This window comes from Streptomyces sp. NPDC031225 (genome assembly GCF_055570355.1).
In genome coordinates this window covers 20,495-38,369 of sequence record NZ_JBVIHJ010000040.1, presented here as the reverse complement: position 1 = coordinate 38,369, position 17,875 = coordinate 20,495, and the positions used below count along the sequence as shown (strand labels likewise).

General features: G+C 71.7%; 16 protein-coding genes. 9 read left to right on the top strand and 7 right to left on the bottom strand.

Annotated features, from left to right (window positions below; all coding sequences use genetic code 11):
- The first annotated feature begins 132 nt into the window (after positions 1-132).
- The 5 genes from ACZ48Z_RS42025 (at position 133) to ACZ48Z_RS42005 (ending at position 4,285) form a co-directional block, all read left to right on the top strand.
- The gene (locus ACZ48Z_RS42025) at positions 133-801 is read left to right on the top strand and encodes an amino acid ABC transporter permease (protein ID WP_468741209.1); all 669 of its coding nucleotides are present in this window, start codon (positions 133-135) and stop codon (positions 799-801) included.
- Positions 798-1,715, top strand: a complete 918-nt coding sequence (locus tag ACZ48Z_RS42020) for an amino acid ABC transporter permease (RefSeq protein WP_468741208.1) — start codon at positions 798-800, stop codon at positions 1,713-1,715. The genes ACZ48Z_RS42025 and ACZ48Z_RS42020 overlap by 4 nt, the downstream gene beginning before the upstream one ends.
- Before the next feature lie 188 nt (positions 1,716-1,903).
- Complete coding sequence (locus tag ACZ48Z_RS42015) at positions 1,904-3,508, top strand: FAD-dependent monooxygenase (protein WP_468741207.1); 1,605 nt, start codon at positions 1,904-1,906, stop codon at positions 3,506-3,508.
- A gap of 116 nt (positions 3,509-3,624) precedes the next feature.
- Positions 3,625-3,672: a hypothetical protein gene (locus tag ACZ48Z_RS42010; RefSeq protein ID WP_309506048.1), complete on the top strand. Its 48-nt coding sequence runs from the start codon at positions 3,625-3,627 to the stop codon at positions 3,670-3,672.
- 76 nt (positions 3,673-3,748) lie between these two features.
- Positions 3,749-4,285: a cupin domain-containing protein gene (locus tag ACZ48Z_RS42005; protein WP_468741206.1), complete on the top strand. Its 537-nt coding sequence runs from the start codon at positions 3,749-3,751 to the stop codon at positions 4,283-4,285.
- Positions 4,286-4,461: 176 nt separating this feature from the next.
- Here ACZ48Z_RS42005 and recX read toward each other — a convergent pair whose 3' ends face one another.
- Together recX and recA are read right to left on the bottom strand one after the other, a co-directional pair.
- Positions 4,462-5,409, bottom strand: a complete 948-nt coding sequence (recX, locus tag ACZ48Z_RS42000; RefSeq protein WP_468741205.1) for a recombination regulator RecX — start codon at positions 5,407-5,409, stop codon at positions 4,462-4,464.
- A gap of 4 nt (positions 5,410-5,413) precedes the next feature.
- Positions 5,414-6,541, bottom strand: a complete 1,128-nt coding sequence (gene recA, locus ACZ48Z_RS41995; protein ID WP_468741204.1) for a recombinase RecA — start codon at positions 6,539-6,541, stop codon at positions 5,414-5,416.
- A gap of 332 nt (positions 6,542-6,873) precedes the next feature.
- Here recA and ACZ48Z_RS41990 point away from each other — a divergent pair, with 332 nt between their 5' ends.
- A complete protein-coding gene (locus ACZ48Z_RS41990; RefSeq protein WP_468741203.1) occupies positions 6,874-7,260 on the top strand; it encodes a hypothetical protein in 387 nt (128 codons plus the stop codon).
- Complete coding sequence (locus ACZ48Z_RS41985) at positions 7,260-8,060, top strand: hypothetical protein (RefSeq protein ID WP_468741202.1); 801 nt, start codon at positions 7,260-7,262, stop codon at positions 8,058-8,060. Before ACZ48Z_RS41990 ends, ACZ48Z_RS41985 begins: the two co-directional genes overlap by 1 nt.
- 11 nt (positions 8,061-8,071) lie before the next feature.
- On the opposite strand, the gene ACZ48Z_RS41980 is transcribed toward ACZ48Z_RS41985, so the two are convergent.
- Together ACZ48Z_RS41980 and ACZ48Z_RS41975 are read right to left on the bottom strand one after the other, a co-directional pair.
- Positions 8,072-9,328 (bottom strand): AI-2E family transporter, encoded by a 1,257-nt coding sequence (locus tag ACZ48Z_RS41980; protein WP_468741201.1) that lies wholly within the window; start codon positions 9,326-9,328, stop codon positions 8,072-8,074.
- Positions 9,329-9,454: 126 nt separating this feature from the next.
- Positions 9,455-9,649, bottom strand: coding sequence for a DUF3046 domain-containing protein (locus ACZ48Z_RS41975; RefSeq protein ID WP_389097604.1), 195 nt, complete (start codon positions 9,647-9,649; stop codon positions 9,455-9,457).
- Positions 9,650-9,729: 80 nt separating this feature from the next.
- Here ACZ48Z_RS41975 and ACZ48Z_RS41970 point away from each other — a divergent pair, with 80 nt between their 5' ends.
- The gene (locus ACZ48Z_RS41970) at positions 9,730-10,674 is read left to right on the top strand and encodes a hypothetical protein (RefSeq protein WP_468741200.1); all 945 of its coding nucleotides are present in this window, start codon (positions 9,730-9,732) and stop codon (positions 10,672-10,674) included.
- A gap of 39 nt (positions 10,675-10,713) precedes the next feature.
- Here the strand turns inward: ACZ48Z_RS41970 and ACZ48Z_RS41965 are convergent, their stop codons facing one another.
- The 3 genes from ACZ48Z_RS41965 to ACZ48Z_RS41955 are packed head-to-tail and all read right to left on the bottom strand — an operon-like array spanning position 10,714 to position 12,613.
- Positions 10,714-11,022, bottom strand: coding sequence for an AzlD domain-containing protein (locus ACZ48Z_RS41965; RefSeq protein ID WP_468741199.1), 309 nt, complete (start codon positions 11,020-11,022; stop codon positions 10,714-10,716).
- On the bottom strand, positions 11,019-11,660 hold the full coding sequence (locus tag ACZ48Z_RS41960; RefSeq protein ID WP_468741198.1) for an AzlC family ABC transporter permease: 642 nt from the start codon (positions 11,658-11,660) through the stop codon (positions 11,019-11,021). The genes ACZ48Z_RS41965 and ACZ48Z_RS41960 overlap by 4 nt, the downstream gene beginning before the upstream one ends.
- Positions 11,624-12,613, bottom strand: coding sequence for an AraC family transcriptional regulator (locus ACZ48Z_RS41955; RefSeq protein ID WP_468741197.1), 990 nt, complete (start codon positions 12,611-12,613; stop codon positions 11,624-11,626). Before ACZ48Z_RS41955 ends, ACZ48Z_RS41960 begins: the two co-directional genes overlap by 37 nt.
- A 257-nt stretch (positions 12,614-12,870) precedes the next feature.
- On the opposite strand from ACZ48Z_RS41955, the gene ACZ48Z_RS41950 reads away from it, so the two are divergent.
- Positions 12,871-17,865, top strand: coding sequence for an ATP-dependent helicase (locus tag ACZ48Z_RS41950; protein ID WP_468741196.1), 4,995 nt, complete (start codon positions 12,871-12,873; stop codon positions 17,863-17,865).
- The last annotated feature ends 10 nt before the right edge of the window (positions 17,866-17,875 follow it).

Genomic DNA, 17,875 nt, shown 5'->3' with positions numbered 1-17,875 from the left:
CCCCCCCCCCCCCCCCCCCCCCCCCCCCCCCCCCCCCCCCCCCCCCCCCCCCCCCCCCCCCCCCCCCCCCCCCCCCCCCCCCCCCCCCCCCCGCGCCCATTCACAGCCACACACCCGGAAGCGCGGGAGATCGTGTTCGACTTTCTTGAAGGTTACGACGTCCTCGGGGCGTTCTGGATGACGGTGAAACTCACCGCCCTGTCCGCTGTCGGCTCCCTGATCTGGGGCACCCTGCTCGCCGGGATGCGGGTCAGCCCGGTCCCGCTGATGCGCGGGTTCGGCACCGCCTACGTCAACATCGTCCGGAACATCCCCCTGACGGTCATCATCGTCTTCACCTCGCTCGGCCTCGCCGACATCTTCGGTGTGACCATGGGCGCGGCGGACAACTTCGACATCCAAGGCTTCCGGCTGGCGGTGCTCGGCTTCACCGCCTACACCGCGGCCTTCGTCTGCGAGTCGATCCGGTCCGGCATCAACACGGTGCCGCTCGGCCAGGCCGAGGCGGCCCGCGCGATCGGGCTCAACTTCAGCCAGACCCTGCGCCTCATCGTGCTGCCGCAGGCCTTCCGCGCGGTCATCAACCCCCTGGCCAACGTGCTGATCGCACTGACCAAGAACACCACCGTGGCCGCCGCGATCGGCGTGGCCGAGGCGGCCGCGCTGATGAAGACGATGATCGAGAACGAGGCCCAGACACTCGCCATCGGCGCGGTCTTCGCGCTCGGCTTCGTGGTACTGACCCTGCCGACCGGCCTTCTCCTCGGCTGGCTCGCGAAGCGACTGGCGGTGAAGCGATGAGTTCGGTCCTCTACGACACTCCGGGGCCCCGCGCCAAACGGCGCAACGTCCTCCTGTCGGTCGTCTTCACCCTTCTGCTCCTCCTCGCCCTGTGGTGGGTGTGGCAGAAGATGGACGACAAGAACCAGCTGGAGTGGAACCTCTGGGAGCCCTTCACCACTGGCGAAGCCTGGACGACCTACCTCCTGCCCGGCCTCGGCAACACCCTCAAGGCCGCGGCGATCTCCATGGTGATCGCCCTCCCCCTGGGCGCGGTCTTCGGCATCGCCCGCATGTCCGACCACGCCTGGGTGCGGGGCGTGGCCGGTACGGTGGTCGAGTTCTTCCGGGCCATCCCGGTGCTGCTGCTGATGCTGTTCGCCAACGAGTTCTACGTGCGTTCCTCCATGGGCATCAGCAGCGAGGAACGGCCCCTCTACGCCGTCGTCACCGGCCTGGTGCTCTACAACGCGTCGGTGCTCGCCGAGGTCGTCCGAGCCGGCATCCTCTCCCTTCCCAAGGGGCAGACGGAGGCGGCCTATGCGGTCGGTCTGCGCAAGGGCCAGACGATGACCAGCATCCTGCTCCCGCAGGCGGTCACCGCGATGCTGCCGGCGATCGTCAGCCAGCTGGTCGTCATCGTGAAGGACACGGCGCTGGGCGGCGTGATGCTGGGCTTCACCGAGCTGCTCAACGCTCGCAGCACGCTGGCGGCGAACTACGCCAACGTCATCCCCAGCTTCATCGTCGTGGGGATCGTCTTCATCGTGGTCAACTTCCTCCTCACCAGCTTCGCGAGCTGGCTGGAGCGCAGGCTGCGGCACAGCAAGAAGAGCACGGGAGCCGTCCTCGGCGAGGACATGGTGGAGATCAACCCGGCGGCGGTGCGCGGTACCTACGGGACCGGCGAGAACACCGGCGGCGGCGGATTCTGATGATCAGTCAAGTAGCCTGAACCGCAGGCGTGAACGACACGGAGGCAGTGGCATGATCGCCACTGCCTCCGTCACTTGACGCAAGCACCGGCAATGGGTTGCATACGTTCTGTGATCGTGCACCCTGCCCCAATCTCCTGTTCACATACGTCTCTCGGGTCGCCGCTGCGGGCAGGGGGCGCCACGCCGTGGACCCGGTGATCATCGTCGGAGCGGGGCCCGTCGGGCTCACGCTCGCCCTGGCACTGGCGCGTCAGGAGGTCCCCTCCGTCGTCCTCGACGAGGGCCCGGGCAAGGACGAACCCCGCCTGGCCCGTACGGCCGTACTGCACGAGGACACCGCCGCCCTCATGGCCCGCCTGACCGGAGTTCCGGTCACCGAGCTGGGCGTGCACTGGGCCGGATGGCGGTCGATGCGCCGCAAGCAGGTGATGCGCGAGGTCGACTTCGAGGAGGCCGGGGACGCCCCCCTGCACCTCGCCCAGCACGTCCTGACCGGCGCCCTGCGCACCGCGCTCGCCGAGGAGCGGCTGACCAAGCTGGTCACGGACAGCCGTCTCGACACGATCGAGCAGGAGCCCGCGGGCGTCACCGCCCACACCCGCGGCGCCAAGGGCACGTGGTGGCGCGGCAGTTACCTGGTCGGCTGCGACGGCCCGCGCTCCACCGTGCGCAAGCTCCAGGACATCCGCTTCCCGGGCCGTACCGCGGTCGAGCGCCACGCGGTCGCCGCACTGCGCACCGAACTCCCCTGGGAGGACCGGGCGCTGCTGCACCGGATGCCGCCCTGGCGGACGTCCGGTCCGTCGGCCAATGAGATCACCGCCCGCCCGCTCCCCGACGGCGTGTGGCGCCTGGACTGGCTGCTGCCGCCCGGCAAGGACCTGGTCACGCCCGAGCTCCTCGTGGCCCGCGTCCGGGAGACTCTCGCGGGCTGGTCGGGCGGCTCGACACCGCCGTACGAACTCCTCGACACCGGAGTCCACACCGTGCACCACCGGCTGGCCCGCCGCTGGCGCGCCGGACGGGTCTTCCTTGCGGGGGACTCGGCGCACTGCCTGGGGGCGCTCGGCACGCAGGGCCTCGACGAGAGCCTCAGGGATGCCGACAACCTCGCCTGGAAACTGGCCCTGGCCTGGCATCACGGGCCGCACGAGGCGCTTCTGGACAGCTACCAGGCCGAGCGGCGCGCGGTCGTCGCCGGGCGGCTGCGCGCCGCGGACCAGGCGCTGCCGCTGCTCCGCGGCGGCGGGGGGCTGCGCGCGGTCGTCCCCGGTTCGGCCCGTGGCCACGACGCGTTGCTCACGGACGGTCACTTGGGGCGCGGCCCGCTGGGCGCGCCGGGGGCGTACGCCGACTCGCCCCTCGCACCCCGGCACCTCGAAGGGGAGGTGTCCGTCGACACCTCGCCCGGGGCTCCGGTCGCGGATGTGCGGGTGACCGCGGAGGACGGCTCGTTCGTACGGCTGCGGGACCGCCTGGGCCGGGGCGCGCTGCTCGTCGTCCTGATCGCGCCGGGCACCGGCGTGTGGGAGCGCAAGCACTGGGTGACCGCCGGAATCATGCCCCGGCTGGCCGCGGCGGTGACCGCGCTGCCGCGCCCCGCCGAACTGCTGGTCGCCGAGGAGTACCCGGGCGCGGCCCCGCACACGGTCCTTCTCGTACGGCCCGACGGTCACCTCGTCACGTCGCTGAGCGGAGTCCGCCCGGCGGACCTGTACTCGGCGGCCGAGACGGCGCTCGGCGGTCCTCCGGCGAAGGCCGAGGCGAACGCGGGAGCCGGCTCACGTTGACGTGCTCACCGTCACCGTGCGTCCACATAGTGACGGTGAGTTGAAACGCCCCGGGCCCTCATGGTGTACTCCGCATCGTGACCGACACCTGTGTGCGCCTGTGGCGGAGGGTCCATATGGACCTCGTCCGCTATGCGGGCTGCGTGTGTCGCCCGTCCTGCTGAATTCGCCTCTTCCCTTCCCCGCGTGCCGCGCCTGTGCGACGGCACGCCGTCGCGAACTCTCCTCAGGACGGTGCTCGTGTCCACCTCCCCCGTTGTCCCCTCCGCCGCTCCCTCCGTCGCGCCGCCGACGCAGGCCGAGCTCCTCGACTTCGTACGGCGTACGGCTGCCGACGCCGAGCTGATCGACTCCCTTCCGCTCGACCCGGAGGGCCGCACCTGGGTGCGCCTCGAGGGACCCGGCGGCAGCGAGGCCTGGCTGATCGGCTGGCCGCCCGGCACCGGCACCGGCTGGCACGACCACGCCGAGTCGGTCGGCGCCTTCATCACCGCCGCCGGAGAGCTCGACGAGCACTCCCTTGCCGCCCGGCTGCCCGCCGACGGCTGGAAGACCCTGGAACTCTCCGACGACGTGGACCGCGAGCGGCGGCTGCCGGCGGGCAAGGGCCGTTCCTTCGGACAGCACCACGTCCACGAGGTGCTCAACCGGTCCACCGACCGCCACGCGATCTCCGTGCACGCCTACTACCCGCCGCTCCCCCAGATCCGCCGCTACAGCCGCACGGGACAAGTCCTGCGCCTGGAGCACGTGGAACGTCCGGAGGACTGGCAGTGAGCGACAGCCGTACGGCCTAACAGCCGCTCGGCACCGGTGAGTTGCGGGTGCGGCGGCTGCGCGCGAGTCATCAGCAGCAGTCCTGCACGAGTCCTGCATGAGCGGGACAGGTTGGTCCCGGCATTCTCCCCAGGTCCCGGTCCGCGCCTGGCAACTGCTCCGTTGTCACCCCCGTCTCAGAACCCCTCGTCGCCGAGGAACTCCGTCTCCTCGCCCTCCTCCTCGAGAGCCTGGCGGACCACCCGCAGGGCCATGCCCTCGGAGTAGCCCTTGCGGGCGAGCATGCCGGCGAGGCGGCGCAGTCGTTTGTCGCGGTCGAGGCCACGCGTGGCGCGCAGCTTGCGGTCGACCAACTCGCGCGCCGTCACCTCCTCCTGTTCGGAGTCGAGCTGCGAGACGGCCTCGTCGATCAGCGTGGAGTCGACGCCCTTGGTCCGCAGCTCCTGGGCGAGCGCCCGCCGGGCGAGCCCCCGGCCATGGTGCCGGGACTCCACCCAGGCCTCCGCGAACGCGCTGTCGTTGATCAGTCCGACCTCCTCGAACCGCGACAGCACCTCCTCGGCGGCGTCATCCGGGATCTCCCGCTTGCGCAGGGCATCGGCGAGCTGCTTCCGCGTGCGCGGGGTCCCGGTGAGCAGGCGCAGACAGATCGCCCGTGCCCGCTCCACCGGGTCCGCCGGAGGCTCCCCCTTCCCGGCCCTCGACGAGGAGGGGCCGCCTCCGTCCTCACCGGGCGACAGCTCCCCGAAGCCGCGCCTACGGTGTCCACGTCCCCCTGGTGACCCTGGTGAGCCACTCTCACCTCGTGCTGTGCGGCCGCCCCGGCGTGAGCCTCCACCGGGTGAGCCCGAGCCGCGCGCCGAGCCGCCCTCCGGCCACTCGCCGCCGTCCGGCACCCCTTCTCCCGGCCGGTCACCACGGCCGGTGGCCTCGCCCGGCCAGTCGTCGTAGGGCCCATCGGTGCCGTACGACGACGTGCTGCCGTATCCCTCGTCACCGCGCCGTGCGGCCTCTCCCCGATGGCTGCGCGGGCCGGTGTCCTCCCTGTGGCCGGTGCCGCCCCTTCCCCGCTCACGCGGGGCGTCGGGGGAGGCGTACTCGGTCCAGTCGGTTCGCCGTGTCACGGTCTCAGCTCTTGGCAGCCACGGCCTTGGTCTTGGCGGCCTTGGCCGCCGCAGGCGTGGACGCCGTCTTCGCGACGTCGTCCGCCGGAGCGGTGGCCGCCGCGTCCGGACCCGGTTCGGCGGCAGGCTCCTCGGGCCGCACGCCGACGCCCAGCTTCTCCAGGATCTTCTTCTCGATCTCGTTGGCGAGGTCGGGGTTGTCCTTCAGGAAGTTGCGGGCGTTCTCCTTGCCCTGTCCCAGCTGGTCGCCCTCGTACGTGTACCAGGCGCCGGCCTTGCGGACGAAGCCGTTCTCCACGCCCATGTCGATCAGGCCGCCCTCGCGGCTGATGCCCTGCCCGTAGAGGATGTCGAACTCGGCCTGCTTGAAGGGCGGCGCGACCTTGTTCTTGACCACCTTGACGCGGGTGCGGTTGCCGACCGCGTCCGTGCCGTCCTTCAGGGTCTCGATGCGGCGGATGTCGAGTCGCACCGAGGCGTAGAACTTCAGCGCCCGGCCACCGGTCGTGGTCTCCGGGGAGCCGAACATGACGCCGATCTTCTCGCGGAGCTGGTTGATGAAGATCGCGGTGGTCTTCGACTGGTTGAGCGCGCTGGTGATCTTTCGCAGGGCCTGGCTCATCAGACGGGCCTGCAGACCCACGTGCGAGTCGCCCATCTCGCCCTCGATCTCGGCGCGCGGCACGAGGGCGGCGACGGAGTCGATGACGATGAGGTCGAGCGCTCCGGAGCGGACGAGCATGTCGACGATCTCCAACGCCTGCTCGCCGTTGTCCGGCTGGGACAGGATCAGGTTGTCGATGTCGACGCCGAGCTTCTTCGCGTACTCGGGGTCGAGGGCGTGCTCGGCGTCGATGAAGGCCACCTGGCCGCCGGCCTTCTGTGCGTTCGCCACGGCGTGCAGCGTCAGCGTCGTCTTGCCGGAGGACTCCGGGCCGTACACCTCCACCACTCGGCCGCGCGGCAGGCCGCCGACGCCGAGGGCGACGTCCAGCGCGGTCGACCCTGTGTGGATGACCTCGATGGGCTCGTTCGGTCGCTCGCCCAGGCGCATCACTGCGCCCTTGCCGAACTGTCGTTCAATCTGTGCGAGCGCGGCGTCCAACGCCTTCTCGCGGTCGGTTCCTGCCATGGGTTCCACCCGATTTGCTTGAGTCGATCGCTTCACGTCAAAGACGCTAACGCCTGCCACTGACAATGCGTCCCGACGCCCGTCCGGCCTGTGGATAACTCGGGTATTTCTCCATGCAAACCATGCTGAAACGCCCACCGCTGGCCTCGCCGGAGCTTCCATATGAATGGATGTTCGATTTTCGTGTCAAGCGCACCACGCGGCACCCGAGCCACTTCCTCCGACAGGTTCCGGCCTGCTCCTGCGGGGCGTTCCGGCTACTTCCTCCGGCGTACTTCAGATGCCTTCGACGGTACGACGACCAGGCGGACCGTCGTCGCGAGTCTTGTGCCATGGAGACCAGGACGAGCACCCGGACCACCCCGAGCGCCCTCGGGACAGCACCTCCCCCTGCTCTGATCGCAACCCTGTCGGCGCGGCGCCTGCCGGCCGCGTCCGCCGTCGGCGCGGACCGTCCCGCCCTCCCGCGCGGCCCGCTCATTCCACTCGTGGCGGCGGGCCTGCTGATCCCGCGCGCGAATCGCCGGACGACGGGTCTCGCTCTCGCGGTGGGCCTGTTCATCGGCGGAGGCGGGATCCTCGCCCCGGACACCGGCGAGCACCTCTCCTCGGGGGACACCACGCTCATCGCCTCCCCGGTCACCGAACGCGGCACACTCGACGCCCTGGCACTCGCCCGGGCCGCAGCCATCCCGGCCCGGAAAGGGGCGTCGGCCTGATGAACCCGGTTCCGACGGAAGCGCCCTCGGCGCCGCCACGGTCATCGGTGCCGCGGCTTCCCGATGCACGCCGCGTGGCGCGTCTCTGCCACGGCACCGGTCTTCTCCTGGTCCTCTCCGGGCTCGCGCATCTGATCGTGTTCGCCGTGGACGGCGGCCCCTGGGACGGGCCGGTCTCCTGGCGCAAGCCGGTGACGTTCGGGGTGTCCTTCGGAGTGACGCTGATCGCGGTCACCTGGGTCACGTCGTATCTGCGCGTCGGCCCGCGGCTGCGTGCCCTGCTGCTAGCAGTGTTCGCGGTGGACTGCGTGGTGGAGGTCGGCGGCATCACCCTCCAGGCGTGGCGCGGAGTGCCCTCGCACCTCGACATGGAGACCCCCTTCGACACGGCGGTGTCCATGACGCTCGCGGTGGGCGGCGGCGTCCTCGTGGTGCTGCTGACCGTGTTCGCCCTCGCGTCGTTCCGGCACCGGCCGTCGGGCCCCGCGGGGATGGACCTCGCGGTGCGGTCGGGGTTCGCGATCCTCTTCGTCGCGCTCGCCTCGGGTGCCGCGATGATCGCGCGCGGTGTCGTCCTCACCCGTACCGGCCACCAGGAGGCGGCCTACCGCTCGACCGCACCGCTCAAGCCACTGCACGGGGTGAGCCTGCACGCGGTCCTGGTCCTGCCCGCACTGGCGTGGCTGCTGTCCCGCGCGCCCTGGCGCGAGACAGCACGGCGGCGGACCCTGTGCGCGGCGATCGGCTGCTACGTGGCGGCCGTCATCGGCGCCGGGGTGTGGGCAGCTCTCCCCCACTGACCCCGGCGCCCTCAGGACGAGGGCGGGTCGTCGGCGGAGTCCTGCGGCCTCTGCCGCCGGTGCTCCCACAGCGCACGCGCGCGGGTGACCGGCGAGGGCCCGTCGCCCCCCTTCCGGTGCCCATGGACCCGGGGATCGTCCGTGACGTCGTACCGCTTGACGTACGCCCCCAGGAACGCCTGAAGCGTGGCGACCGCCGGGATGGCGATCAGGGCCCCGACGGCACCCAGGAGAGCGGTACCCGCGAAGACCGAGCCGAAGGCGACCGCGGGGTGGATGTCGACGGTCTTCGAGGTCAGCTTGGGCTGGAGCACGTAGTTCTCGAACTGCTGGTAGATCACCACGAAGACCAGTACCCACAGCGCGTACCAGGGATCGACCGTGAAGGCGATCAGCATCGGCAGGGCGCCCGCGAGATAGGTGCCGATGGTCGGGATGAACTGCGAGACCAGGCCCACCCACACGGCGAGCACGGGCGCGTACGGCACATCGAGGGCCTGGAGCAGTACGTAGTGCGCGACTCCGGAGACGAGCGCCATCAGACCGCGCGAGTAGATGTAACCGCCGGTCTTGTCCACGGCGATCTCCCACGCGCGCAGCACCTCGGCCTGCCGGGCGGGCGGCAGGACGGAACAGATCGTGCGGCGCAGCCGCGGGCCGTCCGCGGCGAAGTAGAACGAGAACAGAGCGATCGTCAGCAGCTGGAAGAGGCCGCCGAGGACCTGGGCGGACACGTCCAGGACACCGGTGGCGCTGTTCTGCACGTAGTTGCGCAGCCAGTCGGAGCGGAGCAGGCCCTCCTGGACGTCCACGCGCTTGAGTTCGGTGTGGAAGTGCCCGTTGATCCAGGCGATGACGGAGTCGAGGTAGTCCGGGAAGTCCTCGACGATCTTGATGATCTGGCCCGCGAGCATCGAACCGAGCAGCGTGACGAAGCCCGCGACCGCGATCAGCACCGCGAAGAAGACGAGGAAGGTGGCGAGTCCCCTGCGCATGCCGCGTGCGGCCATCTTGCTCACCGCGGGTTCGATGGCGAGGGCCAGGAAGAACGCGATGAGGATGTTGATCAGCAGCCCGATGAGCTGGTGGAAGGCCCAACTGCCCAGCTGGAACACGGCGATGAGGGCGAGCGCGAGCACCATGGCGCGCGGCAGCCAGCGCGGCATGCGGGCGTTCGGCCCGGTGCCGGCCGGGGGCGGCGTGGGCGGCGTCGTGCCGAACGGAGATGCCTGTGGGGCTGTCTGCCCGGTCTCGTCAGTGGGTGCCACGGACCAAGTCTCGCCCACGTGACTGACAATCGGTCACCGTCCCGCGATCTTCGTGACCGGTCAGCGCCTCTTTCGTGAGATGTTCACGACCAGCAGGCGATTCTTCCCCCGGATGTCCACGACCGCTCAATGCCTCTCCCCCGGCACGTTCATGACGCTGCAGACCACGCGCCACACCTCCTTGGCGTCCCAGCCCGCGTCCAGCGCCTCGTGCACCGTTCGGCCGCCGAGCTCCGTCATCACGTGATCGCGCGCGAAGGTGTCGGCGTACCCCGGACCGAAGTGTTCCGCCATTCGCTGCCAGAAGACCGTCAACCGCATGACTCCAGTATCCCGCCCCTGGGGGTGGGCCTGAGCCGGGACCACGTGCCGAGACCGCTTTCCGTCCTACGGTCTGACGCATGCCCGAAACAGGAGCTTCCCCACTCCCCCAGACGCCACCGGCGCACTCCCCGCTCTTCCGCGCCGAGCACTTCGTCTGGCTCACCGCGCGTGTGCTGGAACAGCGTCTGTTCGCGTACCACTTCCTCAACGGCGACCCCGATCCGGTGGAGACGGCCCTGGACGCCTACCGCAACGCGGACGGCGGGTACGGCCACGCGCTGGAGCCCGATCTGCGCGGCCCGGTCAGCCAGCCCCTGCACACCGCTCGGGCCCTGCGGGTCCTGGACGCCGTCGGACGCTGCGGCGGACAGCGCGTGGAGCGTGTGTGCCGCTATCTCACGTCCGTGTCCACCGCGGACGGCGCCCTGCCCGCGGTCACTCCCGCACAGCGCGGCTATCCGACGGCCCCCTTCATGCCGGTCGTGGACGCCCCGCCGAGCGAGCTGCTCGTCACCGGCCCCGTGGTCGGTCTGCTGCACCGCAACGAGGTGTGGCACGCCTGGCTGTTCCGGGCCACGGACTTCTGCTGGCAGGCGGTGGAGTCCCTCCAGGTGTCCCACCCGTACGAGATCCAGGCCGCCCTGACCTTCCTGGACTCCGCCACCGACCGCTCGCGCGCGGAGGCGACGGCCGACCGTCTGGGCCGCCTCGTGCGTGAGCAGCGGCTGGCCGCGCTGGATCCCGGGAACCTCGGCGCGTTCCCCGTCCCCCCCGGCTACGCCCCGGGAGAGCACCACTTCCCGCACGACTACGCGAGGACCGCGGACTCCCTCGCGCGCGCGTGGTTCACGGACGACGAGATGGCCCGTTCGCTGGACTTCCTGGCGGCCGAGCAGCTGGAGGACGGCGGCTGGCCGATCCGCTGGCGCCAGTGGGCACCGGCCACCGCCCTCGAAGCGCGCCCCGTCGTGACGATCGAGGCCCTGCAGACCCTGCGGGCCTACGGGCGCGGAGTGGGCTGAGCCCGTACGGCGGTCCCGCGCGGGCGGGCCGGCGGCACGTCACCCTCCTACGGCCCGCACGCCCGCCGTCACGACCACGGCGGCCGCGACCACGAGCAGGAACGGAGCCCGCAGAAGCAGCGCCACGGCGGCCGCGGCCAGCCCCGCGGCCCGGGCGTCGAGCACCGGCACCCGTCCGTCGGCGAAGGTCTGCTGGGCGGTGAGCGCGGCCAGCAGCGCCACGGGCAGCAGTGCGGCGAGCCGCTTCACCAAGGGCCGGTCGAGAACCCCCGCGGGTACGAGCAGCCCGATGAGCTTGACGGCGTAACACCCAAGGGCGGTGGCTCCTACGGCGATCCAGGTGTTCACCGCTCCTCCTTCCGCGCCCGCTCCCGACGCCCTCGCACCCACAGGACGAGAGGCGCCGCGAGAGCGGCCGCCAGCACCGGCACGCCGGCGGGCAGCACAGGAAGCAGACCGAGCCCGAGCAACACGGCGAGCCCGGCCACGACCCGTTCGGTGCCGCTCTTCACCATGGGCGCGAGCAGCGCGAGGAAGACAGCGGGGCCGGCCGCGTCCAGCCCCCACACGCGTGTGTCACCGATCGCGTCGGCTCCCAGGGCGCCCAGCAAGGTGGTCAGATTCCACAGCACGTACAGACTCAGCCCCGTGACGGCGAACCCGATGCGCGCACCACGCCGCGTGGGCTGCGCCAGCGTGACCGCCGCCGTCTCGTCGATCACCCATTGGGCGGCGAAGGGCCGTACCGTGCGCGGGAGCGCGAGCAACTGCGACAGCCGCAGTCCGTAGAACGTGTTGCGCACCCCCAGGAAGAAGGCTCCGGCAGCCGCCGTAAGAGGACCGCCTCCGGCCGCGAGCGCTCCCACGAGGGCGAACTGGGACGCGCCCGTGAACACCAGGAGACTGAGAGCACAGGTCTGCGCCAGCGTGAGCCCGCTGCCGGCCGAGGTCACCCCGAAGGCGAAACCGGACAGTCCGACGGCCACCCCGACTCCGAGGGCGTCTCGTACGACGGCGGAGTCAGGCCTTCCTGCGTCGTCGGTGTGCGTATCTGCGAGTGCTGGTTGTTCTGCCACGCCTCGGACGTTAGAGGCAGCCGCCCGGAGGAGTCTTGTACGTTCTTGCGCTCGCGCTGGTAGGCCCCTGGGGGCACTCCGACGATCCGCGTGAAATGCCGGTTCAGATGAGGCTGGTCCGTGAATCCCACCTCTACGGCGGCGGACGCCGGACCGACCCCCGCGTCCAGCAGTCGCCGGGCCCGTCGTACCCGCGCATCCGTCAGCCACGTGTGCGGCGGCATCCCGTAGAGCCTCCGAAAGGCCCGCAACAGCGCGAACGGACTGGTCCCGAGATCGGCGGCCAGTCCCTCCAGAGTCGGCGGCTCGGCCATCCGCTCCTCCAGCACGGCACGCGCGCGCACGGCGGTCCGGGCCCCCGCGGATCGCACGTCCAGCTCCGGCAGCGCCCCACCGTTCGAGCGCAGCAACCGTGTCACGGCAACCCGCAACAGGGTGTCGGCGGCCAACGCGTTCCCCTCGTCCGCAGCCCGCAGGACCTGATGCACCAGCCCGACCGCATACGGATCCTCGAGCACGGGCCGCACGAAGCCGGGTGTACCGCGCAGCGAGGTGGTCTCGGCGGCGATCGCGGCGACCACCTCGGGCGAGGGGTAGACGGCCCCGTACCGCCAGCCCTCGGGAACCCCCGCCCGTCCCGTATGAGGCGTGTCGGGATTGACCAGCGCCAGCGTGCCGGCTCCCGCGTACTGGTCGGCCCCCCGGTGGTGAAAGACCTCCGCCCCGTCGGCGATGGCCGCGATCACGAAGTTCTCATGCGTATGCCGCACAAAGGTCTTGCGCACATACCGGGCCCGCAGCAGATCGACCCCGGGCAACTCGGCATAGCGCCAGTGCCGCGCCCGCTCGCTGGAACCCACCATGTCCCCATTGTCACGCCGACGGCATCGGATGTGCCGGGGCAGGTCGTCGGCCGGTCTCGGCAGCCCCCTCACCCCGTACCGGTCGAGGCGAGGGACAGCGTCCGCCGGACCCGGAGGCGGGCGCCCGCACCCCGGCCCCGACCTGCTGGCCCGCCTGCCCGCCTGCCCGCCTGCCCGCCTGCCCGCCTGCCCGCCTGCCCGCCGGAGGCAACCCGCAGGTCAGGGCCATTGTCAGTGGCCGGGTGCAGGATGGACACATGGTCAGCCCCGCTCACCGAGCCCTGAACGGCTTCTCCCCCGCGACCCGCGGCTGGTTCACGGGTGCGTTCGACGCGCCCACCACAGCCCAGACAGGCGCGTGGCAGGCCATCGCAGAGGGCTCGGACGTCCTGGTGGTCGCCCCCACCGGCTCCGGCAAAACCCTGGCCGCGTTCCTGGCAGCCCTGGACCAGCTCGCCTCCACACCCCCGCCCGCGGACCCGAGGAAACGCTGCCGGGTCCTGTACGTCTCCCCGCTCAAGGCCCTCGCCGTGGACGTGGAGCGCAACCTCCGCAGCCCCCTCACCGGCATCCGCCAGGAATCCGTCCGCCTCGGCCTGCCCGAACCCGAGATCAAGGTCGGCATCCGCTCCGGCGACACCCCCGCCGCCGAGCGCCGCGCCCTCGCCACCCGCCCCCCGGACATCCTGATCACCACTCCGGAATCCCTGTTCCTGATGCTGACGTCCGCGGCCCGCGACGCACTCACCGGCATCGAGACGGTGATCCTCGACGAAGTGCACGCCGTGGCCGGTACCAAGCGCGGCGCCCACCTGGCCCTCTCCCTCGAGCGCCTGGACGAACTCCTCCCGAAGCCCGCCCGCCGCATCGGCCTCTCCGCCACGGTCCGCCCGGTCGACGAGATCGCCCGCTATCTCTCCCCCCAGCGCAAGGCGGAGATCGTCCAGCCGAAGTCGGGCAAGGAGTTCGACCTCTCGGTGGTGGTCCCGGTGGAGGACCTCGGCGAGCTGGGCGGCTCTCCGGTGGCCGACGGCTCCGAGGGCGCGGAGCGACCCTCGATCTGGCCGCACGTCGAGGAGCGCATCGCCGATCTGGTCCAGTCCCACCGCTCCACGATCGTCTTCGCGAACTCCCGCCGCCTCGCGGAACGCCTCTGCAACCGCCTCAACGAGATCGCCTACGAACGTGCCACCGGCGAGCCCCTGGACGAACACCACGCCCCGGCCGAACTCATGGGCGGCTCCGGCGCGGCCCAGGGCGCTCCCCCGGTCATCGCCCGGGCACACCACGGCTCGGTCTCCAAGGAACAGCGCGCCCTGGTCGAGGAAGACCTCAAAGCCGGCCGTCTCCCCGCCGTAGTGGCCACGTCCAGCCTCGAACTCGGTATCGACATGGGCGCGGTGGACCTCGTGATCCAGGTCGAGTCACCCCCCTCCGTGGCCTCCGGTCTCCAGCGGGTGGGCCGCGCGGGCCACCAGGTGGGCGCGGTCTCCACCGGCGTGGTCTTCCCGAAGTACCGAGGCGACCTCGTCCAGGCAGCGGTCGTCACGGAACGCATGCGCACCGGCTCCATCGAGTCCCTCAAGGTCCCCGCGAACCCCCTGGACGTCCTCGCCCAGCAGATCGTCGCGATGACGGCAATGGACACCTGGCAACTGGACGACCTCCTCGCCACCGTCCGAAGGGCAGCCCCCTTCGCCTCCCTGCCCGAGTCCGCGTTCACCGCGGTCCTCGACATGCTCGCCGGCCGCTACCCCTCCGACGCCTTCGCCGAACTGCGCCCGCGCGTGGTCTGGGACCGCATCGCCGGCACCATCACGGGCCGGCCGGGCGCCCAGCGCCTCGCCGTCACCTCCGGCGGCACCATTCCCGACCGCGGCCTCTTCGGCGTCTTCCTCGCCGGTTCCGACCCGAAGAAGGGCGGCGGAAGGGTCGGTGAGCTGGACGAGGAGATGGTCTACGAGTCGCGTGTGGGGGACGTCTTCACGCTCGGCACCAGCTCCTGGCGGATCGAGGACATCACCCGCGACCGCGTCCTGGTCTCCCCCGCCCCCGGCGTCCCCGGCCGGCTGCCCTTCTGGAAGGGCGACCAACTGGGCCGCCCCCTCGAACTGGGCCGCGCGGTGGGCGCGTTCCTCCGCGAGGTCGGCTCGCTCCCCAAGGACGACGCCCGCCTGCGTCTCCTCGCCGCGGGCCTGGACGCATGGGCGGCGGACAACGTCCTGTCCTACCTCGACGAGCAGCGCGAGGCCTGCGGCCACATCCCGGACGACCGCACGATCGTCGTGGAGCGCTTCCGTGACGAACTCGGCGACTGGCGGGTCGTCGTCCACTCCCCCTTCGGCGCCCAGGTCCACGCCCCGTGGGCCCTCGCCCTCGGCGCCAAGCTCTCCGAGCGCTACGGCATGGACGCCCAGGTAATGCACGCCGACGACGGCATCGTCCTGCGGCTGCCCGACGCCGACCTGATGAGCCTGGACCTCCTCGACCAGGAACCCACCAGGACCGGCACGGAGTACGACTCCGACCAGGCCCCCGTGGGCGCCGCGGACGTCGTCTTCGACAAGGGCGAAGTCGACCAGCTGGTCACCGACCAGGTCGGCGGCTCGGCCCTGTTCGCCTCCCGCTTCCGCGAATGCGCCGCCCGCGCGCTCCTGCTGCCCCGCCGCAACCCGGGCAAGCGCACCCCGCTGTGGCAGCAGCGCCAGCGGGCATCCCAACTGCTCCAGGTGGCGAGCGAGTTCGGCTCCTTCCCGATCGTCCTGGAGGCGATCCGCGAATGCCTCCAGGACGTCTTCGACGTCCCCGGGCTCGTCGAGCTGATGGGCGACCTGGAAGCCCGCAAGGTCCGCCTCGTCGAGGTCACCACCCCCGAGCCCTCCCCCTTCGCCCGTTCCCTCCTCTTCGGCTACGTCGCGCAGTTCCTCTACGAGGGCGACTCACCCCTCGCCGAGCGCCGCGCGGCGGCCCTCTCGCTGGATTCGCGCCTGCTTGCGGAGCTGCTCGGCCAGGCGGAGCTCCGAGAGCTGCTGGACGCCGAGGTACTGACCGAGCTGGAGCGGGAGCTCCAGTGGCTGGCCGAGGACCGCCGCGTCAAGGACGCCGAAGGCGTCGCGGACATCCTCCGCGTCCTCGGCCCGCTCACGGACGCCGAGTTGGCCGAGCGCGGCGCCGAGCCGCAGTGGGCGCAGGACCTCGCCCGAGCCCGTCGCACGATCAAGGTCCGTATCGCCGGCGCCGACCACTGGGCGGCGATCGAGGACGCGGGCCGCCTGCGCGACGCACTCGGCACAGCGCTGCCGGTCGGTGTCCCGGAGGCCTTCACCGAGCCGGTCAAGGATCCCCTCGGCGACCTGCTGGCCCGCCACGCCCGCACGCACGGCCCGTTCACCTCCGCGTCGGCCGCGACTCGCTTCGGTCTGGGCGCGGCGGTCACCGAGGGCGCGTTGCAGCGCCTCGCCGCGAGCGGACGGGTCGTACAGGGCGAGTTCCACCCGGCGGGCATCGGCCAGGAGTGGTGCGACGCGACGGTGCTCCGCCGCCTGCGCCGCCGCTCCCTGGCCGCCCTGCGGCACGAACTCGAACCGGTGCCGCCACCGGCGCTGGCCCAGTTCCTCCCGCAGTGGCAGCACATCGGCAGGGGCCACTCCCTGCGCGGCATCGACGGCCTGGTGCGTGCCGTCGAGCAGTTGCAGAGCGCATCCGTGCCCGCCTCCGCCTTGGAGAAGCTCGTCCTGCCCTCACGCGTCGCGAACTACACCCCGGCCATGCTCGACGAACTCACCGCGGCCGGAGAGCTCGTGTGGGCCGGAGCGGGCGCACTCCCCGGCAAGGACGGCTGGGTCTCCCTGTACCTGGCGGACGCGGCCCCTCTCCTGCTGCCTCCGCCCCACCCCCTGGAGCTGACGGCGCTCCACCAGTCCGTCCTGGACGCCCTCTCCGGCGGCTACGGCCTGTTCTTCCGTCAGATCGCCGACCAGGTCCGCGCGACCACCCACCCCGACGCCACCGACCCCCAACTGGCCGACGCGGTATGGGACCTGGCCTGGTCCGGCCGGCTCACCAACGACACCCTCACCCCCATGCGCTCCCTGCTGGGCTCCGGCCGTACCGCCGGTTCCACCGCCCATCGCGCCAAACGCACCATCCCGCGCGGCCGCTACGGCTCCCTCACCGCCGCGGCCCGCACCGCCTCGCGCACCGGCCCCCCGACCGTCGCCGGCCGCTGGTCCCTGCTCCCCCCACGTGAAGCCGACCCGACCGTGCGCGCCCACGCCTTGGCCCGCACCCTCCTCGACAGGCACGGAGTGGTCACCCGGGGAGCGGTCGCGGCGGAGGGCGTCGAGGGCGGCTTCTCGGCGACGTACCGCATCCTCTCCGCCTTCGAGGACAACGGCCAGGCCCGCCGCGGCTATGTGGTGGAAGGCCTCGGCGCCGCCCAGTTCGCGATGGACGGAGCGGTCGACCGCCTGCGAGCGGTGTCCACCGCCCGCGACAGGGGCGAGCCGGTGCCGGGCAGTGCTCCGGCGGGTGCCGCCCCCTGGGCCCCCGACAACCTCGCGGGTGCCGACGGCACCGTGACCGATGACGTCGACTGGGCGGACGCCTTCGGCCCCTTCGACCCCTCCACCGAACAGGACACTCGCGAGACCGGCCAGAGCGCCGCCTTCGGAAGCAACGGCTTCAGCAGCCCGGCCACCACCACCCCTGCCTCCCCTGCCTCCCGTGCCTCCCGTGCCTCCCGTGACGAGTACATCTCGCCGCGCGACTATCCCAGGCCCGGAGTCCAGAGCACGCACACCCATCCCACGCCTGGCTCAGGCTCAGGCTTCGGCAGCCGCAGGCACAACGCCTCCGACGACTCCCGAGCAGTGGTCCTCGCAGCCGCCGACCCCGCAAACGCCTACGGTGCCGCGCTCCCCTGGCCCGAGCCCCCGACCGAGGCCGGGCACAAGCCGGGCCGCAAGGCGGGCTCCCTGGTGGTCGTCGTCGACGGCGAGCTCACGCTCTATATGGAGCGAGGCGGCAAAACCCTCTTGGCCTGGCCGTCCGCCCCCGACACCACCCCCACCGACGACCCCCGCCTGTATGCGGCGGCCGAAGCCCTCGCGAAAGCGGCGAAGGCCGGTTCCCTCGGCACCGTCACAGTGGAACGCGTCAACGGCACCTCAGCCCTGACCTCCCCCATCGGCACCCTCCTGGAGACAGCGGGCTTCATCGCCACCCCCCGCGGCCTACGCCTCCGCGCATGACACGCCACCA

What these genes read in the sequence shown, in the direction of transcription:
- ACZ48Z_RS42020 (WP_468741208.1), top strand. Translation starts at nt 798, where the DNA reads ATGAGTTCGGTCCTCTACGACACTCCGGGGCCCCGCGCCAAACGGCGC.
- recA (WP_468741204.1), bottom strand. Translation starts at nt 6,541, where the DNA reads ATGGCAGGAACCGACCGCGAGAAGGCGTTGGACGCCGCGCTCGCACAG.
- ACZ48Z_RS41990 (WP_468741203.1), top strand. Translation starts at nt 6,874, where the DNA reads ATGGAGACCAGGACGAGCACCCGGACCACCCCGAGCGCCCTCGGGACA.
- ACZ48Z_RS41985 (WP_468741202.1), top strand. Translation starts at nt 7,260, where the DNA reads ATGAACCCGGTTCCGACGGAAGCGCCCTCGGCGCCGCCACGGTCATCG.
- ACZ48Z_RS41975 (WP_389097604.1), bottom strand. Translation starts at nt 9,649, where the DNA reads ATGCGGTTGACGGTCTTCTGGCAGCGAATGGCGGAACACTTCGGTCCG.
- ACZ48Z_RS41970 (WP_468741200.1), top strand. Translation starts at nt 9,730, where the DNA reads ATGCCCGAAACAGGAGCTTCCCCACTCCCCCAGACGCCACCGGCGCAC.
- ACZ48Z_RS41955 (WP_468741197.1), bottom strand. Translation starts at nt 12,613, where the DNA reads ATGGTGGGTTCCAGCGAGCGGGCGCGGCACTGGCGCTATGCCGAGTTG.
- ACZ48Z_RS41950 (WP_468741196.1), top strand. Translation starts at nt 12,871, where the DNA reads ATGGTCAGCCCCGCTCACCGAGCCCTGAACGGCTTCTCCCCCGCGACC.